This window comes from Pseudomonas lopnurensis (assembly GCF_015070855.1).
Lineage (GTDB): Bacteria > Pseudomonadota > Gammaproteobacteria > Pseudomonadales > Pseudomonadaceae > Stutzerimonas > Stutzerimonas lopnurensis.
The window spans coordinates 60,378-82,718 of record NZ_JADDIX010000070.1 but is presented as its reverse complement, the minus strand read 5'-3'; the positions used below and the strand labels follow the sequence as shown (position 1 = coordinate 82,718).

Below are 22,341 nucleotides of genomic sequence, written 5' to 3'. Positions count from 1 at the left end.
GTCTCGGAAAAAGCTGATTGCAATCAAGTCTGTGCAAGCCGCCTAACCTGTAAAAAGTAGCCAGCGTCCCCAGTCGGAGGCGCGGCTGCGCCGGCATGCTGAGCATGCGGCAGGATAAAGAGCGTTCTGGAGGCCTTCCGTGCAAGTTATCGATCGGCGAAAAGCCCTGAGTATCCCGCCTGTCTGGCGGCTCGCCTTTCGCCCCTTCTTTCTCGCCGGCAGCATCTATGCGCTGCTGGCGATTCCGCTCTGGGTAGCGGCCTGGACCGGGCTGTGGCCGGGCTTGCAGCCGACCGGCGGCTGGCTCGCCTGGCATCGCCACGAAATGCTGTTCGGCTTCGCCATGGCCATCGTTGCCGGCTTTCTGCTCACCGCCGTGCAGACCTGGACCGGCCAGACGGCACCGTCGGGGCGTCGCTTGATGGGGCTGGCGGTGGTCTGGCTGGCTGCTCGTCTGGGCTGGTTGTTCGGCTTGCCGGCCGCCTGGCTGGCGCCGCTGGATCTGCTGTTCCTGCTGGCGCTGGCCTGGATGATGGCGCGGATGCTCTGGGCCGTGCGGCAGAAGCGCAACTACCCCATCGTGGTGGTGCTGTCGCTCATGTTCGGCGCCGATGTGCTGACGCTGGCGGGGCTGCTCAAGGGCGACGATGGTCTGCAACGGCAGGGCGCACTGGCCGGCCTGTGGCTGGTCGCGGCACTGATGGCGCTGATCGGCGGCCGGGTGATTCCGTTCTTCACCCAGCGCGGGCTGGGCAAGGTCGAGGCGGTCAAGCCGTGGGTCTGGCTGGATATCGCCTTGCTGGTGGGCAGCGGGGTTGTCGCCCTGCTGCATGCCTTCGGCACTGCCCTGCAGCCACATCCGCTGCTGGGCCTGCTGTTCGTCGCCATCGGCATCGGCCATCTGCTGCGCCTGGCGCGCTGGTACGACCACGGCATCTGGAAGGTCGGCCTGCTTTGGTCGCTGCACCTGGCGATGCTCTGGCTGGCGGCCGCCGCGTTCGGCCTGGCGCTGTGGCATTTCGGCTTGCTGGCGCAATCCAGCCCCGCGCTGCATGCGCTGAGCGTCGGCTCGATGAGCGGCCTGATCCTGGCGATGGTCGCCCGCGTATCCCTCGGCCATACCGGCCGCCCGCTGCAACTGCCGGCGGGCATGGTTGCGGCTTTCATCCTGTTCAACCTCGGCACGGTGGCACGGGTGTTCGTCTCGGCGATCTGGCCGGTCGGCGGCCTCTGGCTGGCGGCGGCCTGCTGGGCGCTGGCCTTCGCCCTCTATGCCTGGCGCTACGCGCCGATGCTGGTCGCGCCGCGCGTGGACGGCCATCCGGGCTAGCCGGAGCGCGCAAGCGAGGCGGGCGCCCGGCGCGCTCGGCGACAACTACTACCCAACCTTCAACACCGCTGCCTCGCCCCGAGGCAGCCAGCGACTCGGCGTGCGCCGAGCATCGGAGATGATGATGAAAAGCGAGTTCCAGGATCGTCTGGCAGTGGTTACCGGCGCCAGCTCGGGGATCGGTCTGGCGCTGTGCGCGGCGTTGCTGCAACGGGGCGCGCGGGTGCTGGCGATGTCGCGCAGCCTCGGTGGGCTCGAACCGTTGCTGGGCACCCACCCGGAGCAGCTGCAGTGGCTGCGTGGCGATGTCACTTCGGCCGAGGACCTGGCGCAGCTGGCGCGCCGCGCCGCGCAGCTCGGCCCGGTGCACTACCTGGTGCCCAATGCCGGCATCGCCGAACTGGCCGATGGCCTGGACATGGCGGCGTTCGACCGGCAGTGGGCGGTCAATGGCGCCGGTGCACTGAATACCTTCGCGGTCATGCGCAACGAATTGGCCAAGCCCGCTTCGGTCGTGTTCGTCGGTACCTTTCTGATTCGCTCGAGCTTTCCCGGGCTGGCCGCCTACATCGCCAGCAAGGCGGCGCTGGCGGCTCAGGCGCGCACCCTGGCGGTGGAGTTCGCGCCGCTGGACGTGCGCATCAACATGGTCTCGCCCGGCCCGACGGCCACCGCCATCTGGGGCACGCTGGGGCTGAGCGACGATCAGCTCGAGAGCGTCGCCGACGGCGTTACCAAGCGCCTGCTGCCGGGGCATTTCCTCGAGTCCGCGGCGGTGGCCAATGTCATTCTGTTCCAGCTTTCGCAGGGCGCCCGCGGTGTGTTCGGCCAGGACTGGGTGGTGGACAACGGCTATACCATCGGCTGACGGAGGTGGCAGATGTGGTTCGAAAGCAAAAGCGCGGCGCGCCTGCGACAGGAACGAGACGAGTTGCGCGCCAGCTGTGCGGCGCAGGCAGCACGCATCGAGGCTCTGCAGCTGTCGCTGACGGCTGCCGAACAGGCCGACCGGAACAGCCAGCGTCTGCTGGCTTATTACCGTGGGGTGTCGGCCAACCTGATCCGCTTCAGCCACTCGGTAGCCCATCTGGGCGATTCCTTCGAGCACCTCAGCGGGCAACTGGACGAAAACCGTTCGCGCGCCGAGCAGGTGGCCGGCGCGGCCTTGAGCAACCAGAAGCATTTTGGCGAACTGCAGGGCAAGGCCGCGGACATGGAAAGCGGTCTGGAGCACGCCTCGCACAAGGTCGACACCCTGGCCGAACGGTCGCATGAGATCAACGGCATCGTCGATCTCATCAGCGGCATCGCCAGCCAGACCAACCTGCTGGCGCTCAATGCCGCTATCGAAGCGGCGCGTGCCGGCGAGGCAGGGCGCGGCTTTGCCGTGGTCGCCGGCGAGATTCGCAACCTGGCGGAAAAGACTGCGCTGGCCACCGGCGACATCGTGCGCAAGATCGAGGAGGTGCAGGCCGAGATCGCCAACGTACACGACTACATCCGCCTGCAGGGCAGCCAGGCGCAGGGCTTCAACCGGACGACCGAGAAGGCGGTGGAGGCCATGCGCAGCCTGTACCAGCTGGCGGGTGCCATGCGTGACAGCAGCGCGGCGTCGTCTCTGCGCGCTGGCGTGGAACTGGCGAACCTGGACGAGTTGTCGCTGAAATTCGTCGTCTACAACCACCTGCTGGGCAGCGAAAGACAGACCGTTGCGCAACTGCCCGGCGAGCGCGAATGCCGCTTCGGCCGCTGGTACTACGCTCAGGATTACGGCGCAATCCAGGGGCTGGAGCACTTCCGCCAGATCGAGCGGCCGCATACCGCCGTACATGAACAGGGGCAGGCGGCGCTGGACGCGTTCGATGCGGATGCGCTGGAGGTGGCGCTCGACCATCTCGGACGAATGGAGGAGGCCAACCTGGAGGTGATGCGCATCGTCACCGAAGTGGTCGATCACATCGAACGCGGCAATGGCGCCTGAGTCGACCATGGCGCCACGCCCGGGCCGCGCGGGCCGGCACCCCTCGGTATCGGATGACTGGCCCTCCGGTGCAAAATAATTGCACTAACCAAGCAATACTATTCGTTAGAGCTCATTCCAATTCTTCGGCACCATCGCCAGCGATTGGATGGCGATGATCTTCATCTGGCTCGCTGTAGCACCTGATCCACAACACTTGGGACGCTGGCAGATGCACCGTATCGGCCTGGCCACCATTGCCACCGTGCTCTATATCGCTTCGATGTGGATCATTGGCCTCACCCAGGGTCTGGTGTGGCGGGCGATCAACGAGGACGGCACGCTGGCGATTCCTTCGACGAGGCGCTCGATGCCAGCCATACGGGCTGCCTGGCGCGCATGCTCGGCGGTGGCCTGTTCGCCTCCGGCATGCTGCTGATGGCGCTGGCTGATCGTGTGCCAGGCACGCCGGGAGCCGCGGCCGGTGACCGCCTGATTTTCCGTCGCCCCCCCTGTAGCTCCTGACGGTCCAGGGGTGGACTTTTTTTACCTGGTCGCGCTCTGATGGCGGCCGGCCCTTCGATTGACAGAGCCTTCATGCAAGACACCCTGATCGACTGGTTCAAATCCTTCGTGCCCGCTCCGCTGAACGTCGCACCGCGGCAATGGCTGCGCGCGGCCGTCGGCGTCGCCCTGGTCGTGCCCCTGGCGTTCATCAGCGATCGCTGGCTGCTGGGCAGCAGCCTGGCGCTGCAGGTGATCGCCCCGGTGGGGGCGTCGGCGGTGCTGGTGTTCGTTGCGCCTTCCAGCCCGTTCGCCCAGCCCTGGTCGGTGATCGGCGGCAACTTCTTCGCCGTGCTGATCGGCATCCGCTTGGGGCTAAGCGGACTGCCCCCGGTGCTGGCCGCCACGCTCGCCGCCTGTTTCGCGCTCCTGTGCCTGTTTTGCCTGCGCTGCCTGCACCCGCCGAGCATCGCCCTGGCACTCGTTGCGGCCGTCGGTAGCACGGAGTTGCACGACCTGCGCTACGGGTTGCTCTGGCCGGTCACGTTCAATTCGTTGCTGCTGGTGACCTTTGCCCTGCTGTTCAACAACCTCACCGGCAACGCCTATCCCAGGGCGCGCCTGTCGCGGGACAACGAGCACCGCACCCGCGATCCGCGCCCCGGTGAGCGGATGAGCTTCATGCAGGACGATGTCGAGCGGGCGCTGGCCGAGTTCGGCGAGTACGTCGACGTTTCCCGCGACGACCTCGCGCGGCTGATCAAGCAGACCGAGAAGCATGCGCTGCGGCGCAGCATGGGTGAAATCACCGCGGCGCACGTGATGTCGCGGGATATCCACTGGCACACGCCGGACGTCTTCATCGAGCAGGCCTGGCAGACGCTGCAGCACCACCGCCTGCGCTCGCTGCCGGTGGTGGAGGGCGACGACCACCGCCTGGTGGGGATCGTCACCCTGGTCGATCTGCTCAAGCACTTCCATCCACGTCCGGGGCGGCTCAGCTTCGGCCAGCTGAAGTTCCTGCGCGGCACCAAGTTGCGCGCAATCATGAGCTCGCCGGTGGTTTCGGTGGGCATGGACACGCACATGGTCGAGCTGGTCTACCTGCTGTCCGATCGCGGTTTGCACTGCCTGCCGGTGGTGGACGAGCGGCAGCGGCTGGTCGGGATGATCACCCAGACCGACCTGATCGCCGCGCTGTATCGCAACTGGCTCAAACAGCTGCCGGATTGAGCGGCGGCCGGTTCAGATCTCGTAATACCCGCGTGACCAGTCGTAATCGTCGAGGGCCACCTCGCGCAGCAACTCGATGGCCCTGAGCAGCGCCGGGGATTCGCTGGCGCGTGCATGGACCAGGTAGATCGGGTAGGAAAATTCCGGCGCCTGCTCCACCCGCTTGAGAATGCCTTCTTCCAGATAGCGCTGGACCACCCGGGTGCGGAAGTAGCCGCGCCCGCCACACTGCACCAGGTATTGCAGCGCCAGCGGGCCGAGGCTGAACGACAGCGCGGCACGGGTGCATTCGGGCAGCGCCTGGTTGTGCTGCTTGCGGAATGCCGGTCCCCAGTCCACATACAGGTACGGGTCGGGATTCTGGGTCTGCACCACCTGGATCAGCTTTTCCTCCAGCAACTGCTCGACCTGCAGGCCCGGCCAGTACTCCGGCAAGTGCACCAGCGCGGCGTCCAGCACGCCCAGATCGAGCTTCTTCTGCAGCTCTTCGCCACTGCCGACTTCCAGCCGCACCGCGTGGCTCGGCAGTCCCTGGCGCAGGCGCTGGGCCCAGGCCAGCATCAACGGGTTGCACAGGCTCACCTCGGAACCGAGGGTCAGCAGCTTGCCGCCACCCTGCGACAGCGGCAGGTCGCGCCGCGCGGCTTCCCAGGTTTGCACCAACTGGGTGGCATAGGCGACGAAGCGCTGGCCATCATCGGTCAGTCGCGCGCCGGCGCGGTTGCGCACGAACAACCGGCAACCCAGCTGGCCTTCGAGGTTGTGTACCCGTGCGGTCACCGCCGTCTGGGTGATGTGCAGGCGTTCGGCGGTGGCGATGAAACTGCCGCTGCGGATGATCTCGAGAAAAGTGCGGGCGAGATCGATATCCATGGCGGCCTCATATTAAATAAATTCATATCAAGGCCAGTTTGGATGAGGCATCGAGGTCGGTAAATACAACAAAAGACCGGGACTCCCTGTAGGGTGGGCTTCAGCCCACCAACCCGTAACGGTGGGCTGAAGCCCACCCTACATGCCTACATGGCCGAAGCAGAACGTTACTAGGCGACTCGCACAGCGCTCAATGCGAGGTGCCTTCGGCGAACTCGATCTTGTTGCCGACGTTGTACTTGCCGGAGGGCTTGTTCATCGGGATGCGCTTGACCTCTTCCAGGCTGTTGGCGTCGTAGACGATCAGCGCGCCGTCGGCGTCCCAGACGCTGAGCAGGGCATAGCGGCCATCATGGGTGAACTCGACGTGTGCGGCGTTCTTGCCCGGCATCGGGCGTAGCGTATGGGCGACTTCCAGGGTCTGCTTGTCGATCAGGTGCACGGCGTCGTTGTTCGGGCCGAAGAACACGTCGGTCCAGGCGTAGGGCGAGTTGGCCTGGCTGCGCATGAAGAAGCCCGGGCCTTCGGTGGGAATCTCCTTGATCAGCTTCCAGGTTTCCAGGTCCAGCACCGAGATCAGTCCCTTGCTTACGTTGGGCGTGGCGAATACCCACTTGCCGTCGCGCTTCCAGTAGATGCCCGAGCCCAGGTGCGGCATGCCTGGCAGCGGAATGTCGGTGACCGCCTTGCCGGTATCCAGATCGATCACCTGGCCACCGTGGGCCTTGCGCGAGGTGGCCAGCAGGTGGCGGTAGTCGGGGGTGAAGGAAAAGTCGTCGAGGAAGTCGGCGGCCTCGATCCGGCGGGGTTCGAAGTTTGGCTCGCCGGCATAGGAGAGCTCCCAGGCCTCTTTCACATCTTTCAGCGCGACCACGAAGCTGTCGCGCGGTGGCGCGGTGTACACGGCGCTGACCCGTGACGGCGTGCCGTCCTGGCCGACCGCGGGGATGTGCTTGACCAGCGACAGGTTGCGGGCATCGAGCAGCACCAGGTTGCCCGGCAGGTAGTTGCCCACCAGCACCCAGCGGCCGTCGTTGCTCACCGCCAGGTTGCGCGTGTTCAGCCCGGCGCGGACCTCGGCGATCATGCTCAGGTTGTGCAGGTCGTAGACGCTGATCCAGCCGTCGCGGGAGGCGAAATAGACGAAGCGGCCATCCGGCGAGAACTTCGGCCCGCCATGCAGGGCGAAGTGCGACTGGAAGTTCGCCAGCTCCTCGAAACGATCGCCGTCCAGCACCCGGACATGGTGATTGCCGGCCTCGACCACGACGAACAGGTTGAGCGGGTCGGCGCCGTGCTGCGGGGTCGTCGGCAGGGTGGCGACGTCCTTGAGGATGCGGTGGCTGGCGCGGATGTCGGCATCGCTCCAGGTCGGCGCTACCGCGGAAGGCTGATACAGGTAGTCGACCAGACTGGCGATCTGGGCTTCGTCCAGCACCTTGGAATAGGCCGCCATCTGGCTCGCCGGGCGGCCGTCGCGGATCACCGCGTGGGCTTCGGCCGGCTTGATGCGGCTGAGGCTTTCCGGTAGCAGCGCCGGACCGGCGCCGCCGAGGCGATTGACGCCGTGGCAGCTCTGGCAGTGCTGTTCGTACAGCGCCTGGCTACCGGCTGGCGGGTTCGCCGCGGCAGCCCTCGGAATGGCCAGGTCGAGGGCGACGAAGGTGGCCGCCGGCAGCGCGGTGGCCAGCAATAGGGCGGGTATCAGTTGCATAAGGCCTCCGTTTGCGCGGCTGGATCACCGTGCAGCCGCGCCGGATGCTGGACCTGGCGCTCGGCGAACAGGCCGACCACTCGGCCGATCACGGTCAGGGTCGGCGGCGTGAGTTGCTGCTCATCGGCCATGCCCGGCAGCTGGCGCAGCGTGCAGCGCACCACCTGCTGGTTCTCCCGCGTGCCGTTGCCGATCAGCGCGGCGGGTGTGTCCACTGGCAGGCCGGCGGCGATCAGGTTGCGCGAGATCTCGCCGAGGCTGGCCAGGCCCATGTAGAACACCAGCGTCTGTCCGCCCTGGGCCAATGCGTCCCAAGGCAGGTGCAGCTCGCCGTTGCTCTGCAGATGGCCGGTGATGAACTGGCAGGAATGGGCCAGATCACGGTGGGTCAGCGGGATGCCGGCATAGGCGCTGCAGCCGGCCGCGGCGGTGATGCCCGGCACTACTTGGCAGTCGATGCCGCGCTGCAGGAGGAATTCGAGTTCTTCGGCGCCGCGGCCGAAGATGAACGGGTCGCCGCCCTTGAGCCGCACCACGCGCTTGTTCTGCAGGGCCAGGTCGGCCAGCAGCTGGTTGATCTCCGGCTGCGGCAGGCTGTGGTAGCCGCTGGTCTTGCCGACGTAATGGCGGCTGCAGTCGGCCGGCAGCAACGCCATCAGGCCGTCGCTGACCAGGCGGTCGTAGACCACCGCATCGGCTTGCTGCAGCAGGCTCCATGCACGCAGGGTGAGCAGGCCGGGGTCGCCCGGCCCGGCGCCGACCAGAGCGACTTCGCCCGGGGCGAACGCGGCGCTCAGCGCGGCGGGAAATGTGAGTGGCTGGTCCATGCGGTGCTCCTGAATGCTCATCGGACTACGGTGTGCGGGCGGCGCTTGGCGGCCGCTTCGATCAAATGGCGATGCTGGGAATGCGCTCGGCGGCTGGCAGGCCGATCTCTTCGTCGGAGAGGTAGCAGCCCGGGTCTTCGGCCCAGAGATCACCCTGCGCCCAGGCGCGGGTGCGGGTGTTGCCGTTGCAGATCGCCAGCCAGCGGCAGTCGACACAGCGTCCGCCGACCGCGCGCGGATGCTGGCGCAGCTCCTGCAGCAGCGGCGCCGGCTCGTTCAGCCAGATGTCGCTGAAGCGCTGGCGGCGCACGTTGCCGACGGTGTGCTGCCACCAGTAGGTGTCCGGGTGCACGTCGCCGATGTTGTCGATGTTGGCGATGCCGCTGCCCGAGGCGTTGCCGCCCCAGGCGCGCAGCATGCCTTCCAGGCGCTCGCGATGTTCCGGCAGGTGTTCCTCGACCCACTGCAGCAGCAGTACGGCGTCGGCGTCGTTGTTGCCGCTGACGAAATCGGTTTCGCGGCCGTGCTGGACGTCGTCCCAGGCCTGCTCGAAGAGCTGGCGCATGGCGTCGCGGGTCATCTGGTGATGGGTGTCGGCCTTGCGGCTGCGCTTGCCGCGGCCGCTGTAGTTGAGGTGCGAGAGGTAGAACTTCTGCACGTCGTGTTCGCGCATCAGCGCCAGCAGCGCCGGCAACTGCGGGTAGTTGTTCTGCGTCAGGGTGGTGCGCAGGCCGACGCGGATGTCGCGCTGGCGGCACAGGTCGATGGCATGCATGGAGGCGGCGAAACTGCCCTTGAGCTGGCGCCAGTCGTCATGCACCGCCTCCAGGCCATCGATGCTGATGCCGACGTAGTCGAACTGCGCCGCGGCGATACGCTCGATGTTGCCCTCGTCGATCAGCGTGCCGTTGGTGGACAGCGCAACGAAGAAGCCCTTGTCGCGGGCGTAGTCGGCGAGCTGGAAGATGTCGGCTCGCAGCAGCGGTTCGCCGCCGGAGAGGATCAGCACGCGCACGCCGGCTGCGTGCAGGTCGTCGATCACCTTCAGCGCCTCGGCAGTATCCAGTTCGTCGCGGAACTCGCTGTCGGCGGAGGTGGCGTAGCAGTGCCTGCAAGTCAGGTTGCAGCGCCGCAGCAGGTTCCAGATCACCACGGGCGGGCGCTTGTCGCTGACGCTGCGGACACCGAGCACCGGAGTGGTCGGCCGAGCCAGGGCGCGCAGGTAATGGCTGATTCTCAACATGGACGTCTCTCCTCATGGCGCGCCAAAGCGCTGCACGGGCGCGTGATTCGATGACGGCAGAATCCCCGACGGTGGGCCGGGCATCCTTGATCGGAAACAACAAACGGGCGCGGGAGGTGAGCAGGGTGGCGATCCGCTTCGGCCCATGCTGGCCTGCAGTCCGCGTGGGGTGGATCACGCTTCACCGGTCCACCTTGCGGCGCGATGGTGGATGTAAAACGCGCCATTCCTCCCGGCCCTGCTGACCGCCATTGATAGACGGTGGCTCACGCGGTCGTCATCACGTAGTCCGGTATTGGCCTTCGTAGGGTGGATCACGCTTCACCGATCCACCTAGCGGCGCGATGGTGGATGTAAAACGCGCCATTCCCCCCGGCCCTGCTGACCGCCATTGGTAAGCGGTGGCCCACGCGGTCGTCATCACATAGTCCGGTATTGGCCTTCGTAGGGTGGATCACGCTTCACCGATCCACCTTGCGGCGCCACGGTGGATGTAAAAAGCGACATCCACCCTACGTGCCTTTGCCATCCCCGACAGTTAACGCAGGCACAGCCGAAGCATGCGCCGCAGGGCAGCGCCACCCGACCGAATGCGAGTGATATACGGGTTCAGAGCAGGGTCAGCAGCATGCCGATGGCCATGACCAGGGGCCAGCCGAGCAGCAGCAGACGCCATGCGCGAGGTGCGTGGCGCAGCTCCATGAAGCCGTCAGTGATCAGCCAGGCCTTGCCGAACGCTGCGAGCAGAACGCCTGTCGCCAGCGCCTGCGTGGCACCGGCGTTACCCAGCAGGACGGTGCAAACCGATAGTGCGACCAGGCCGAGCCAGCAGGCGACCAGCACCTTGGAAGCGGACATGAGTTACCTCAGCACGTAGACCAGCGGGAACAGCAGCACCCAGACCAGATCGACCATGTGCCAGTAGAGCACGCCGGATTCCAGTCCGCCGTGGTCGTCCGGCCGGTAGGCGCCGCGGCGGCAGCGCTCGGCCAGCCAGGCGAGGATCAGCATGCCCAGCAAGACATGCAGGAAATGAAAGCCGGTCAGAATCCAGTAGAGGGTGAAGAAGGTGTTGTGCTCCATGCCCAGGCCGAGCCCGGCCAGATGCCGGTACTCGTCGAGCTTGAGCGCCACGTAGACGCAGGACGAGGCCAGCGCGGCGAGCAGCAGCAGGGCCGCGCGTCCCTGGCGGGCCTGGCGTACCTGTTCGACCGACAGGGCGGCGAACAGGCCGGAGGTCAGCAGGCCCAGGGTCAGTGCCAGGCCCGTCGAGCTGTCCAGCGCCGCGCGGCTTTGGTCGAACAACTGCGGGTTGAACATCTGCGTGACGGCGAAGGCCAGGATCAGGATGGCGAACACGGTCAGCTCGGCGAGGATGAAGAACCACATCGCCAGGTCGCCCGGCAGCCGCCGGGGCGCGCGGGCGAGCGTTTCAGCCGAAGTGGACATCGACCACATCCATCAGCGCGGCGACGGTCTGCGGATCATCCGACAGCGGTTCGGCCAGGCAGGCCAGGCAGGCCTGGCGCGGCGTCATCCCGGAGCGAATCATCCGCGCGGTGAAGATCAGCAGGCGGGTCGAGGCGACTTCTTCCAGATCATGCTGCTCCAGCCGGCGCAGCGCCTGGCCGAGCCTGACCACCTGCGCCGCGAGCGCGGCATCCACCTGCGCCTCGTTGGCGACGATGCGCTCTTCCTCGGCGGCCGGCGGATAGTCGAAACGCATCGCCACGAAGCGCTGGCGGGTGCTCGGCTTCATGCCCTTGAGCAGGTTCTGGTAGCCGGGGTTGTAGGACACCACCAGCATGAAGCCCGGTGGCGCCTGGAGCGCCTCGCCGGTGCGCTCGATGAACAGTTCGCGACGATCATCGGCCAGCGGGTGCAGCACCACGGCGGTGTCCTGCCGCGCCTCCACCACTTCGTCCAGGTAGCAGATGCCACCCTCGCGCACCGCACGGGTCAGCGGGCCGTCCTGCCACCAGGTGCCCTGGGCGCCGATCAGGTGCCGACCGACCAGGTCGGCGGCGGAGAGGTCGTCGTGGCAGGCCACGGTGTACAGCGGCAGGTTCAGCCGATGCGCCATGTGCTGCACGAAGCGGGTCTTGCCGCAGCCGGTCGGGCCCTTGATCAGCACCGGCATGCCGTGCCGCCAGGCCTGCTCGAACAGCGCCTGCTCGTTGCCCAGCGGTTGATAGAAGGGGGCGTCCGGCCTGTCTGCGGTCGGGATCTCTGGCGCATTCACGGTAATACCTCACTGCGGCAGTTGGTTAAGCATCTGCCGCCAAGCTACCGACCTCGCCGGCTCCCCTCAAGCCATCCGCCGGCAAAGCTTGATTGCGATCAAGACTGCTCGAGATCGCGACCGGATCGACGCGCGAAGCCGCGACAAGGCGTCACGTTCAAGGGGTGCCGATCTATCTCTTGATTGTCGTCAAGCGCGTCGGCAATGGGCCTCTCCTAGGATGCAAGCGCACCACGCGAGCCCCGGGGAACTGCCACACCGCTGCCACATAGCAGGAATCGCAAGACGCGATCCAGAGGAGATAACCGTATGAGCAAGCACCATCTGGCAGGCTTCATCGCTGCCTTTTCGCTGCTGGGCCTGGGCGTCACCCAGGCCGCGGCCAACCCCGAGAATGCCGAGGCGGCCTACAAGGGGCAGGCGTCGGCCGTCGACCCGGCCAGCGCCCAGGTCGTGCATTCTCCCGGCGCGCCTGACCTGACCTCGGCCGAATTCGAAGTGGCCAAGGAAATCTATTTCCAACGCTGCGCCGGGTGCCACGGCGTGCTGCGCAAGGGTGCGACCGGCAAGCCGCTGACGCCGGACATCACCAAGGAGCGCGGCCAGGCTTACCTGGAAGCGCTGATCACCTACGGCTCGCCCGCCGGCATGCCGAACTGGGGCACCTCCAATGCGCTGACCAAGGACCAGATCACCCTGATGGCCAAGTACATCCAGCACACGCCGCCGACCCCGCCGGAGTGGGGCATGGCCGAGATGAAGAACTCCTGGAAGGTGCTGGTCAAGCCGCAAGACCGGCCGAAGAAGCAGATGAACGATCTGAATCTGCCGAACCTGTTCTCCGTCACCCTGCGTGACGACGGCAAGATTGCGTTGATCGACGGCGACAGCAAGAAGATCGTCAAGACCATCGAGACCGGCTATGCGGTGCACATCTCGCGCATGTCCGCCTCGGGTCGCTACCTGCTGGTGATCGGCCGTGACGCCAGGATCGACATGATCGACCTGTGGTCCAAGGAGCCGGCGAAGGTCGCCGAAATCAAGGTGGGCATCGAGGCCCGTTCGGTGGAGACGTCCAAATTCAAGGGCTACGAGGACAAGTACGCCATCGCCGGTTCCTACTGGCCGCCGCAATTCACCATCATGGATGGCGAGACGCTGGAGCCGAAGCAGATCGTCTCCACTCGCGGCATGACCGTGGACAAACAGGAGTACCACCCGGAACCGCGCGTCGCGGCGATCATCGCCTCGCACGAGCATCCGGAGTTCATCGTCAACGTCAAGGAAACCGGCAAGATCATGCTGGTCAACTACAAGGACATCGACAACCTCACCATCACCAGCATCAATGCCGCGCCGTTCCTGCACGACGGCGGCTGGGACAGTTCGCACCGCTACTTCATGACGGCGGCCAACAACTCCAACAAAGTGGCGGTGGTCGATTCCAGGGAGCGCAAGCTGAGCGCGCTGGTTGAAGTCGGCAAGATCCCGCACCCGGGACGTGGCGCCAACTTCGTTCACCCGAAATATGGCCCGGTCTGGGCGACCAGCCACCTCGGCGACGAGAGCATCTCGTTGATCGGCACCGATCCGAAGAACCATCCGCAGTATGCCTGGAAGCACGTCGACACGCTCAAGGGGCAGGGCGGTGGTTCGCTGTTCATCAAGACCCATCCGAAGTCCAGGCACCTGTACCTGGACACCACCTTCCATCCCGATGCCAAGGTCAGCCAGTCGGCTGCGGTATTCGACATCGGCAACCTGGACGCCGGTTATCAGGTCCTGCCGATCGCCGAGTGGGCCGGTCTGAAGGAGGGCGCCAAGCGCGTCGTGCAGCCTGAGTACAACGAAGCCGGCGACGAGGTGTGGTTCTCGGTGTGGAGCGGTCAGGAGGAGGAGTCGGCCATCGTGGTGGTCGATGACAAGACCCTGAAGCTGAAAACAGTGATCAAGGACAAAAGGTTGATTACCCCAACCGGTAAATTTAACGTCCACAACACTCAGTATGACGTGTACTGAGTCCCACCGGGAGCGGGCCTCAAGATCCGCTCCCAATTAGCCTTGAGGAAGTAACGCATGAAGAAAATCCTGATTCCCTTGCTCGCCCTGGGTGGCGCGCTGACCCTGCAGCCGGCCCTGGCGCAGGACGGCGAAGCGCTGTTCAAGAGCAAGCCTTGCGCCGCGTGCCATAGCATCGATGCCAAGCTGGTCGGTCCGGCCTTCAAGGAAGTCGCCGCCAAGTACGCGGGCCAGGACGGCGCTGCCGACCTGCTGGCCGGGCACATCAAGAATGGCAGCCAGGGTGTCTGGGGTCCGATCCCGATGCCGCCAAATGCTGTCACCGAAGAAGAAGCCAAGATCCTCGCCGAGTGGGTTCTTAGCCAGAAGTAACACCCGGAGGACGTCATGATTCTGTCCCGCCATGCCGTATCGCGTCTGGGGCTCGCACTGGCGTCCCTCCTCCTGATTCCCGCGGCCCAGGCCGATGCGCCCAGCGCCGCGCGCCAGGCCCAGCTCGACCATCTGCTCCTGCAGGACTGCGGCTCCTGCCATGGCCTGCGCATGACCGGCGGCCTCGGCCCCGCGCTGACCCGCGAGGCGCTTGCCGGCAAACCCCGTGACAGCCTGATCGCCACCGTCGCCCATGGCCGCCCCGGCACCGCCATGCCCGGCTGGAATGCCCTGCTCGACGAGCCGGACATCGCCTGGCTGGTCGATCGTCTCCTCGAAGGATATCCCACGCCATGATCCGTCCTTTCCTGCTGCTGGCCGCGGCCGGTCTGCTCGCCGCCTGCGCGCAACACCCGCTGCGCGGCACGGGCGATCTCGGCGTGGTGGTGGAACGCGCCACCGGCAGCCTGCAGATCGTCGAGAGCAGCGGCCAGATCCGGTTGGCGCGCATCGAGGGGTTGGGCGATCTGTCCCACGCCTCGGTGGTGTTCTCCCGTGATCAGCGCTACGCCTACGTATTCGGCCGCGACGGCGGGCTGACCAGGGTCGACCTGCTGCGCCAGCGTATCGACCGGCGCGTGATCCAGGGCGGCAACAGCATCGGCGGCGCGATCAGCCAGGATGGCTCGCTGATCGCGGTCGGCAACTACGAGCCGGGCGGGGTGAAGGTGTTCAACGCCGACACGCTGGAGCTGGTCGCCGACATCCCGGCCACGCCGCTGGCCGACGGCAGTCGCAATTCGCGTGTCGTCGGGGTGCTCGACGCACCGGGCCGGCGCTTCATCTACAGCCTGTTCGACACCAACGAGACCTGGCTGCTGGACTTCAGTCAGGGCGATACACCCACCGTCACGCGCTTCGAGAATGTCGGCAAGCAGCCCTACGACGCGCTGCTCACGCCCGACGGCCGCTACTACATCGCCGGCCTGTTCGGCGAGGACGGTATGGCCAAGATCGACCTCTGGCACCCCGAGCGTGGCGTCGAGCGCATCCTCGACGGCTACGGCCGCGGCCAGCAGAAGCTGCCGGTGTACAAGATGCCGCACCTGGAAGGCTGGACCGTGGCCGGCAACCAGACCTTCGTGCCGGCGGTCGGCCAGCACCGCGTGCTGGTGATGGATTCCGAGAAGTGGCAGCAGACCGACGCCATCGACGTCGCCGGCCAGCCGATCTTCGTCATGGCGCGCCCCGATGCGCGGCAGATCTGGGTCAACTTCGCCCACCCGGACAACGGCAAGGTGCAGGTGATCGACAGCGAGACGCACGAGGTCATCGCCACCCTGGAGCCCGGCCCGGCGGTGCTGCACATGGAATTCACCGCCCGCGGCGACCAGCTCTGGCTGTCGGTACGCGACGCCAACGAGGTGCAGGTCTGGGACCCCTACACGCTGAAGTTGATCAAGCGTCTGCCGGCGCAGAGTCCGAGCGGCATCTTTTTCAGCAGCCGCGCCCACCAGACGGGGTTGTGACATGCACATCGACGCCCTCAGTCGCCGCCTGATCGACTGCTACCAGCACGGCATGCCGCTGTGCGCCGAGCCCTACCGCGCGATGGCCGAGACGCTCGGCTGCGCGGAAAGCGAGGTGCTCGCCTGCCTCGAACGGCTGCAGCAGGGCGACGGCCTGTCGCGTATCGGCCCGGTGTTCGAACACAGCCGCGCCGGCGCCAGCACGCTGGTTGCCCTGGCCGTTCCGCAGGCGCGCCTGGAGCGGGTCGCCGAATGGATCAGCGCCTTTCCCGAGGTCAATCACAATTACCTGCGCGAGCATCGCTACAACCTCTGGTTCGTGCTCACCGGCCCGGATCGTGCGCATATCGACCGCTTGCTCGCCGTGATCGAGGCCGAAACCGGTCTGAAACCGCTCGACCTGCCGATGCAGAACGCGTTTCGCATCGACCTGGGTTTTCCGCTGGGAGACGCCCGATGAACGCCTGCCTCGACAATCGACAGGCGCTGCAGCTGCGCCGCCTGCTCGAAGCCGGCCTGCCGCTGGTGCCGCGCCCGTATCGGCGGCTCGCCGAGCAGATCGGCAGTCGTGAAGCGCTGGTGCTGGAACAGGTCCGGCAGTGGCAGGCCGATGGCCTGTTCCGCCGCGTCGGCCTGGTGCTCAAGCACCGCGCCCTGGGCTTTCGCGCCAACGCTATGCTGGTGCTGGACGTGCCCGACGAACAGGTCGACGCGGTCGGCCGCCTGCTCGGCCAGGCCGCGGGCGTCAACCTCTGCTACCAGCGCCCGCGACGGCTGCCACAGTGGCGCTACAACCTGTTCTGCATGGTCCATGGCCGCGAGCGCGAGCAGGTGCTCGGGCTGATCGAGGCGCTGCTGGCCGCGCACGGCCTGAGCGCGCTGCCGCATCAGGTGCTGTTCAGCACGCGCGCCTTCAAACAGTGCGGCGGGCGTTATGCGCCGCCAGCGGAGGCCGCCCATGGATGAGTTCGACCGCGCGCTGATCAACCGCCTGCAGCATGGCCTGCCGCTGGTGCGCCAGCCCTGGGAGGCGCTGGCCGAGGAACTGGGCAGCATGTCCGAGACGCTGCGCGCGCGGGTGCAGGCCTTGCTGGACGATGGCGTGCTGACCCGCTTCGGGCCGATGTTCGATATCGAGCGCCTGGGCGGCGCCTTCACCCTCGCGGCGCTGGCGGTGCCCGAGGCGCGCTTCGACGAGGTCGCCGCGCAGCTCGCGGCGATGCCGGAAGTGGCGCACAACTATCGCCGTGAACACCCCTGGAACATGTGGTTCGTGCTCGGTTGCGCGACCCCGCAGGGCATCGCCGAAACCGTGGCGCGCATCGAGGCGCGAACCGGGTTGGCGGTGCTCAACCTGCCGAAGGAGGAAACCTACCATGTCGGATTGCATTTCCCCGTCTGACCAGGCGCTGGCGCAGCGCCTGGTGGCGCTCACCGAAGCCGGCCTGCCGCTGGTCGAGGACCCCTGGGCCTGGCTCGCCGGTGAGCTCGGCCTCGAGGTGGATGAGACCCTGGCGCTGCTGCAGCGGTTGCAGGCCGCCGGCGCGATCCGCCGCATCGCCGCCGTGCCCAACCACTACCGTCTGGGCTACCGGCACAACGGCATGACCGTGTGGGACGTCGACGATGCCGAGATCGAGCGCCTCGGCGCGCTGATCGGCGCCCAGCCCTTCGTCAGCCATTGCTATCGTCGCCCCCGCCGCGAGGGCTGGTCGTACAACCTGTTCGCCATGGTCCACGGACGCGACGCGGCAGCCATCGAGGCCTACCGCAACCAGATCCGCGCCTTGCTCGGCAAGGCCTGCCATGGCGACGAAATGCTGGTTTCCAGCCGCATCCTGAAGAAGACCGGCCTGCGCATCGGCGCGCTGCAGCGCAGCGCCTGAGACGTCCGTTCCGGCGACTGCGCGGGCGATGTTGGGCTTCGGCGCTTCGCGCCCCAACCCAACCTACCGGCAATCGCACGACGTACCTTGGGTTGAGCGCAGCGAAGCCCGACGGGCGACCTCCCAGGCGATGCCTTCGCATGGCGCCGGGCTTCGGCGCGTATGAGTCATCCGGCTTTCGCTGCAAGCTGCCGGCGTGAGCCGGCGCGCTGTGCGGCGTGCTTGGCATGTTCTGCAAGGACCCCCGGCAGCCCTCGAAGCGCCCGGAAAGACCGACTGCCACGTTCGGTTTTTTCTTGATTGCCATCAAGCAGGTTTCGATAGCCTCCTTCTTAAACTGGCTACGCCAAGCCATGAGGAGGCGACCATGTCCGAGACCTTCACCAAGGGTATGGCCAGGAATATCTACTTCGGAGGAAGCGTCTTCTTCTTCCTGGTGTTTCTCGGCCTGACCTATCACACAGAGCAGACTTTCCCCGAGCGTTCGAATGCATCGGAAATGACCGAAGCGGTCGTGCGCGGCAAGGCAGTCTGGGAAAACAACAATTGCATCGGCTGTCACAGCCTGCTCGGCGAGGGCGCCTACTTCGCGCCGGAGCTGGGTAACGTGTTCGTCCGTCGTGGCGGCGAGGAGGCTTTCAAGCCCTTCCTGCAGGCCTGGATGAAGGCTCAGCCACTCGGCGCCCCCGGTCGTCGCGCGATGCCCCAGTTCCATCTTTCCGAGCAGCAGGTTGACGATATGGCGGAGTTCCTCAAGTGGACTTCGAAGATCGATACCAACAACTGGCCGCCGAACAAGGAGGGTTGATTGATGGACGTCTTTGTTTCCGATTTCACTGGAGGGGCCACGAGATGAGCATCATCAATCCGCATCTCAAATTCCAATCGCAGGCGGTTGCCAAACCCTACTTCGTGTTTGCACTGATCCTATTCGTCGGTCAGATCCTTTTCGGTCTGATCATGGGGCTGCAATACGTGGTGGGCGACTTCCTGTTCCCGCTGCTGCCGTTCAACGTGGCCCGGATGGTCCACACCAACCTGCTGATCGTCTGGCTGCTGTTCGGCTTCATGGGGGCCGCCTACTACCTCATTCCCGAGGAAGCGGATCGCGAGCTGCACAGCCCGAAACTGGCCATCATCCTGTTCTGGGTGTTCGCCGCCGCCGGTGTGCTGACCATTCTCGGCTACCTGTTCGTGCCTTACGCGGGTCTGGCGGAAATGACCAAGAACGAGCTGCTGCCGACCATGGGACGCGAGTTCCTCGAGCAGCCGACGATCACCAAGATCGGTATCGTGGTGGTGGCCCTGGGCTTCCTCTACAACATCGGCATGACCCTGCTCAAGGGTCGCAAGACCGTGGTCAGCACGGTAATGATGACCGGCCTGATCGGCCTCGCGGTGTTCTTCCTGTTCTCCTTCTACAACCCGGAGAACCTGGCGCGCGACAAGTACTACTGGTGGTTCGTCGTGCACCTGTGGGTGGAAGGCGTGTGGGAACTGATCATGGGTTCGATGCTGGCCTTCGTCCTGATCAAGATCACCGGCGTGGACCGTGAAGTGATCGAGAAGTGGCTCTACGTGATCATCGCCATGGCCCTGATCACCGGCATCATCGGTACCGGTCACCATTTCTTCTGGATCGGCGCGCCGACCGTATGGCTGTGGCTGGGCTCGATCTTCTCCGCGCTGGAACCGCTGCCGTTCTTCGCCATGGTGCTGTTCGCCCTGAACATGGTGAACCGTCGTCGTCGCGAGCATCCGAACAAGGCCGCCTCGCTGTGGGCCATCGGCACCACCGTGACCGCCTTCCTCGGCGCTGGTGTATGGGGCTTCCTGCACACCCTGGCTCCGGTGAACTACTACACCCACGGCTCGCAGATCACGGCCGCGCATGGTCACCTGGCTTTCTACGGTGCCTACGCGATGATCGTGATGACCATGATCAGCTACGCCATGCCGCGTCTGCGTGGCCTGGGTGAAGCACCCGATGCACGTGCCCAGCGCATCGAAGTCTGGGGCTTCTGGCTGATGACCCTGTCGATGGTGGCCATCACGCTGTTCCTCACCGCCGCCGGTGTGGTGCAGGTCTGGCTGCAGCGCATCCCGGCCGATGGCGCCGCCATGTCCTTCATGGCGACCGCCGACCAGTTGGCCATCTTCTTCTGGCTGCGCCTGGTCGCCGGGGTGTTCTTCCTGATCGGCCTGGTCTGCTACCTGTGCAGCTTCCGCCAGCGCGGTCGGGTGCCGGTCGCAGCAGCGACAGCCGCCACGGCCTGAGACGAGTCGCAATGAGCATCGACGGCCCGGCTGGTAATAGCGGGCCGTTTTGCGTTTCAACTGCCAGCACGGAGTAACCCGCATGGCCTTTACCATCGAAGTGGAAGAGTGGGTCGGCAGTGTCTGGCACCGCTTCATCACCCGTCGCGCCAGCCCGGACTTTCCCGAGGCACGGGTGGAGCTTCAGAGCATGCAGCGGCCGCTGTCGCTGCTGTTCCGCGCCATGGGCGGGGCCAGCGGGGTCGGCGTCGAAGCCGCCAGCGCGCGAGATCTGCTGCTGCGGCGCAACCTGCTGCAACAGGTCGCCGGGACCTGCAAGCAACTGCCGGTGGCCTGGTGCGACGCCAGCAACCTGCGGCTGCCGCAGAGCCTGGCGGTCTACCCGGAAGTCTCGCTGAACCAGGATCTGTATCGCTGGCTGGCGTTGCTCGCCGCGCAGGCGGGCCAGATGCGCCACTGGGCGCGGGACAACCAGCGCTGGACCCGGGCCATCCTCGAGCAGTTCCCGGCCATGCGTGCGCGTTACCGGCGCCTGGTCGAGGCCCATCTGCAGTTGCGCCCGGACCCGAGCCAGTTGCCCAAGGCCGAGGCCGCGCTGGAAAGCGCGCTGTGCCAAGCGCTGCGTGAACCAGGCAGCGTCAGCCAGTTCCCGCGCAGCGAACGCGCGCCTTGGCCATTGCCGCTGTGGCTGTACCCGGCGGACAATCTTGGTGAGCCCCAGGCTGCCGATCGGGCCGAGGAAGGCGAGGGCAACCTGGAAGCGCCGCCCGGCGGCGAATCGCGCCAGCGCAAGCGTGCCCGGCGCGTGGAGGAGAGCGCCAGCAAGGGCGGCCTGCTGCTGTTCCGCCTGGAGAACCTGTTCAGCTGGTCCGAGCATATCGAACTGGATCGCTGCGGCGACGACACCGAGGACCTGGATGCGGCGCGCGTCGCCGAGGACCTCGACGAGCTGGCCCTTTCGCGTCAGCGCATGCGCCAGGGCGGCGGCCTCAAGCTGGATCTGGACCTGCCGGCCGCCGACTTCGACGACATGCCGCTGGGCGAGGGCATCAAGCTGCCCGAATGGGACTACCGCAAGCAGTGCCTGCGGCAGGATTTCGTCAACCTGCAGCTGATGCTGCCCCGCGGCGCCGAGGCCAGGCCGCTGCCGCCGCACCTGGCACCACTGGCGCGGCGTCTGCGTCGGCAGTTCGAGCACCTGCGCAACGACCGCCAGTGGCTGCGTCAGCAACCCCAGGGTTCCGAACTGGACATGCAGGCCTGGCTCGACTTTCACGTCGAGCGGCAGAATGGTCAGTGCGCCGAGCGCGGTCTGTTCATGGAGCAGCGGCAGAATCGCCGCGACCTGGCCTGCCTGCTGCTGGCCGACCTGTCCATGTCCACCGACGCGCACCTGGACAACCAGCACCGGGTGATCGACGTCATCATCGACAGCCTGCTGCTATTCGGCGAGGCGCTGTCGGCGGTCGGCGACCCGTTTGCGCTGTACGGTTTCTCCTCGCTGCGTCGCCAGCAGGTGCGCATGCAGGAGCTGAAGAGCTTCCGCCAGCCCTATGGCGACGAAACCCGCGGGCGCATCCAGGCGCTCAAGCCCGGCTATTACACCCGCATGGGGGCCGCCATCCGCCAGGCCACCGAACTGCTCGGCAACTGCGAGCAGCGGCGCAAGCTGTTGCTGCTGGTGACCGATGGCAAGCCGAACGATCTGGATCTGTACGAAGGCCGTTACGGCGTCGAAGACACCCGCCAGGCCGTCATGGAAGCGCGCAAGCAGGGCCTGCTGCCGTTCTGCATCACCATCGACCGCGAGGCCGGCGACTACCTGCCGTACATGTTCGGCGCCAACGGCTACACCCTGATCAAGGAACCGCAACAACTGCCGTTCCGCCTGCCGCAGCTGTACAAACAGCTGACCCAGCCGTAGGCAAGGTGGGTGGAGGGCGGTGATCTCCACCGTGGCGCTGCATCGCGCGTGACAGCGCGTGACAGTAGGGTGGATGTCGCTTTTTACATCCACCGCGATGCCGCCCGGTGGATCGGTGGAGCGTGACCCACCCTACGCCGGAGCAGCCGCTTGCCACAACGCAACCGCGTAGGGTGGATGTCGCTTTTTACATCCACCGGGTGTCGCTTGGTGGATCGGTGAAGCGTGATCCACCCTACGTCGGAGCAGCCGCTTGCGGCAACGCAACCGTGTAGGGTGGATGTCGCTTTTTACATCCACCGCGATGCCGCCCGGTGGATCGGTGGAGCGTGATCCACCCTACGGAGCAGCCGCCTGCCGCAACGCAACCGCGTAGGGTGGATGTCGCTTTTTACATCCACCGGGTGT

General features: G+C 66.1%; 22 protein-coding genes and 2 pseudogenes. 17 read left to right on the top strand and 7 right to left on the bottom strand.

Annotated features, from left to right (window positions below):
- The first annotated feature begins 139 nt into the window (after positions 1–139).
- From IN820_RS14260 to IN820_RS14240, 6 genes and pseudogenes are all read left to right on the top strand, one after another.
- The gene (locus IN820_RS14260) at positions 140–1,330 is read left to right on the top strand and encodes an NnrS family protein (protein WP_193681591.1); all 1,191 of its coding nucleotides are present in this window, start codon (positions 140–142) and stop codon (positions 1,328–1,330) included.
- Between the two features lie 124 nt (positions 1,331–1,454).
- Positions 1,455–2,198 carry an SDR family NAD(P)-dependent oxidoreductase gene (locus tag IN820_RS14255; protein WP_193681590.1) on the top strand — a complete coding sequence of 248 codons (744 nt, stop codon included), beginning with the start codon at positions 1,455–1,457 and terminating at the stop codon, positions 2,196–2,198.
- A gap of 384 nt (positions 2,199–2,582) precedes the next feature.
- A pseudogene (locus tag IN820_RS22990) lies at positions 2,583–2,852 on the top strand (methyl-accepting chemotaxis protein); the annotation flags it as partial.
- A gap of 39 nt (positions 2,853–2,891) precedes the next feature.
- Positions 2,892–3,311 (top strand): CZB domain-containing protein, encoded by a 420-nt coding sequence (locus IN820_RS22985; RefSeq protein ID WP_376779366.1) that lies wholly within the window; start codon positions 2,892–2,894, stop codon positions 3,309–3,311.
- A 136-nt stretch (positions 3,312–3,447) separates the two neighbouring features.
- Positions 3,448–3,815 (top strand): annotated as a pseudogene (locus tag IN820_RS14245) (hypothetical protein); the annotation flags it as partial.
- Positions 3,816–3,887: 72 nt separating this feature from the next.
- Positions 3,888–5,027: an HPP family protein gene (locus IN820_RS14240; RefSeq protein ID WP_193681588.1), complete on the top strand. Its 1,140-nt coding sequence runs from the start codon at positions 3,888–3,890 to the stop codon at positions 5,025–5,027.
- A 12-nt stretch (positions 5,028–5,039) separates the two neighbouring features.
- Here the strand turns inward: IN820_RS14240 and IN820_RS14235 are convergent, their stop codons facing one another.
- The 7 genes from IN820_RS14235 to IN820_RS14205 all read right to left on the bottom strand — a co-directional run bounded on the left by IN820_RS14235 (position 5,040) and on the right by IN820_RS14205 (position 11,926).
- Positions 5,040–5,900: a LysR family transcriptional regulator gene (locus IN820_RS14235; RefSeq protein ID WP_193681587.1), complete on the bottom strand. Its 861-nt coding sequence runs from the start codon at positions 5,898–5,900 to the stop codon at positions 5,040–5,042.
- 190 nt (positions 5,901–6,090) lie between these two features.
- Positions 6,091–7,614 (bottom strand): nitrite reductase, encoded by a 1,524-nt coding sequence (locus tag IN820_RS14230; RefSeq protein WP_193681586.1) that lies wholly within the window; start codon positions 7,612–7,614, stop codon positions 6,091–6,093.
- On the bottom strand, positions 7,605–8,441 hold the full coding sequence (gene cobA / locus IN820_RS14225; protein WP_193681585.1) for a uroporphyrinogen-III C-methyltransferase: 837 nt from the start codon (positions 8,439–8,441) through the stop codon (positions 7,605–7,607). The genes IN820_RS14230 and cobA overlap by 10 nt, the downstream gene beginning before the upstream one ends.
- A gap of 61 nt (positions 8,442–8,502) precedes the next feature.
- Positions 8,503–9,684: a heme d1 biosynthesis radical SAM protein NirJ gene (nirJ, locus tag IN820_RS14220; RefSeq protein WP_193681584.1), complete on the bottom strand. Its 1,182-nt coding sequence runs from the start codon at positions 9,682–9,684 to the stop codon at positions 8,503–8,505.
- Between the two features lie 609 nt (positions 9,685–10,293).
- Positions 10,294–10,542: a cytochrome C oxidase subunit IV family protein gene (locus tag IN820_RS14215; protein WP_003293341.1), complete on the bottom strand. Its 249-nt coding sequence runs from the start codon at positions 10,540–10,542 to the stop codon at positions 10,294–10,296.
- 3 nt (positions 10,543–10,545) lie between these two features.
- Positions 10,546–11,133 carry a cytochrome c oxidase subunit 3 gene (locus IN820_RS14210; RefSeq protein WP_193681583.1) on the bottom strand — a complete coding sequence of 196 codons (588 nt, stop codon included), beginning with the start codon at positions 11,131–11,133 and terminating at the stop codon, positions 10,546–10,548.
- Complete coding sequence (locus IN820_RS14205; RefSeq protein WP_193681582.1) at positions 11,117–11,926, bottom strand: CbbQ/NirQ/NorQ/GpvN family protein; 810 nt, start codon at positions 11,924–11,926, stop codon at positions 11,117–11,119. Before IN820_RS14205 ends, IN820_RS14210 begins: the two co-directional genes overlap by 17 nt.
- A gap of 309 nt (positions 11,927–12,235) precedes the next feature.
- On the opposite strand from IN820_RS14205, the gene nirS reads away from it, so the two are divergent.
- From nirS to IN820_RS14150, 11 genes are all read left to right on the top strand, one after another.
- A complete protein-coding gene (nirS, locus tag IN820_RS14200; RefSeq protein ID WP_193681581.1) occupies positions 12,236–13,945 on the top strand; it encodes a nitrite reductase in 1,710 nt (569 codons plus the stop codon).
- A 57-nt stretch (positions 13,946–14,002) separates the two neighbouring features.
- Positions 14,003–14,317 carry a c-type cytochrome gene (locus IN820_RS14195; RefSeq protein WP_193681580.1) on the top strand — a complete coding sequence of 105 codons (315 nt, stop codon included), beginning with the start codon at positions 14,003–14,005 and terminating at the stop codon, positions 14,315–14,317.
- Positions 14,318–14,332: 15 nt separating this feature from the next.
- Positions 14,333–14,674: a c-type cytochrome gene (locus tag IN820_RS14190; protein ID WP_193681579.1), complete on the top strand. Its 342-nt coding sequence runs from the start codon at positions 14,333–14,335 to the stop codon at positions 14,672–14,674.
- Positions 14,671–15,846: a cytochrome D1 domain-containing protein gene (locus IN820_RS14185; protein WP_193681578.1), complete on the top strand. Its 1,176-nt coding sequence runs from the start codon at positions 14,671–14,673 to the stop codon at positions 15,844–15,846. Before IN820_RS14190 ends, IN820_RS14185 begins: the two co-directional genes overlap by 4 nt.
- 1 nt (position 15,847) lies before the next feature.
- Complete coding sequence (locus IN820_RS14180) at positions 15,848–16,306, top strand: Lrp/AsnC family transcriptional regulator (RefSeq protein ID WP_193681577.1); 459 nt, start codon at positions 15,848–15,850, stop codon at positions 16,304–16,306.
- Complete coding sequence (gene ahbB / locus IN820_RS14175) at positions 16,303–16,812, top strand: siroheme decarboxylase subunit beta (RefSeq protein WP_193681576.1); 510 nt, start codon at positions 16,303–16,305, stop codon at positions 16,810–16,812. The genes IN820_RS14180 and ahbB (IN820_RS14175) overlap by 4 nt, the downstream gene beginning before the upstream one ends.
- Positions 16,805–17,248, top strand: coding sequence for an Lrp/AsnC family transcriptional regulator (locus tag IN820_RS14170; protein WP_193681575.1), 444 nt, complete (start codon positions 16,805–16,807; stop codon positions 17,246–17,248). The genes ahbB (IN820_RS14175) and IN820_RS14170 overlap by 8 nt, the downstream gene beginning before the upstream one ends.
- Positions 17,223–17,732 carry a siroheme decarboxylase subunit beta gene (gene ahbB, locus IN820_RS14165; protein ID WP_193681574.1) on the top strand — a complete coding sequence of 170 codons (510 nt, stop codon included), beginning with the start codon at positions 17,223–17,225 and terminating at the stop codon, positions 17,730–17,732. The genes IN820_RS14170 and ahbB (IN820_RS14165) overlap by 26 nt, the downstream gene beginning before the upstream one ends.
- Before the next feature lie 367 nt (positions 17,733–18,099).
- Positions 18,100–18,540, top strand: a complete 441-nt coding sequence (locus IN820_RS14160; protein ID WP_193681573.1) for a c-type cytochrome — start codon at positions 18,100–18,102, stop codon at positions 18,538–18,540.
- Positions 18,541–18,584: 44 nt separating this feature from the next.
- Positions 18,585–20,009 (top strand): cbb3-type cytochrome c oxidase subunit I, encoded by a 1,425-nt coding sequence (locus IN820_RS14155; RefSeq protein WP_193681572.1) that lies wholly within the window; start codon positions 18,585–18,587, stop codon positions 20,007–20,009.
- Between the two features lie 82 nt (positions 20,010–20,091).
- Positions 20,092–21,933, top strand: coding sequence for a nitric oxide reductase activation protein NorD (locus tag IN820_RS14150; protein ID WP_193681571.1), 1,842 nt, complete (start codon positions 20,092–20,094; stop codon positions 21,931–21,933).
- The last annotated feature ends 408 nt before the right edge of the window (positions 21,934–22,341 follow it).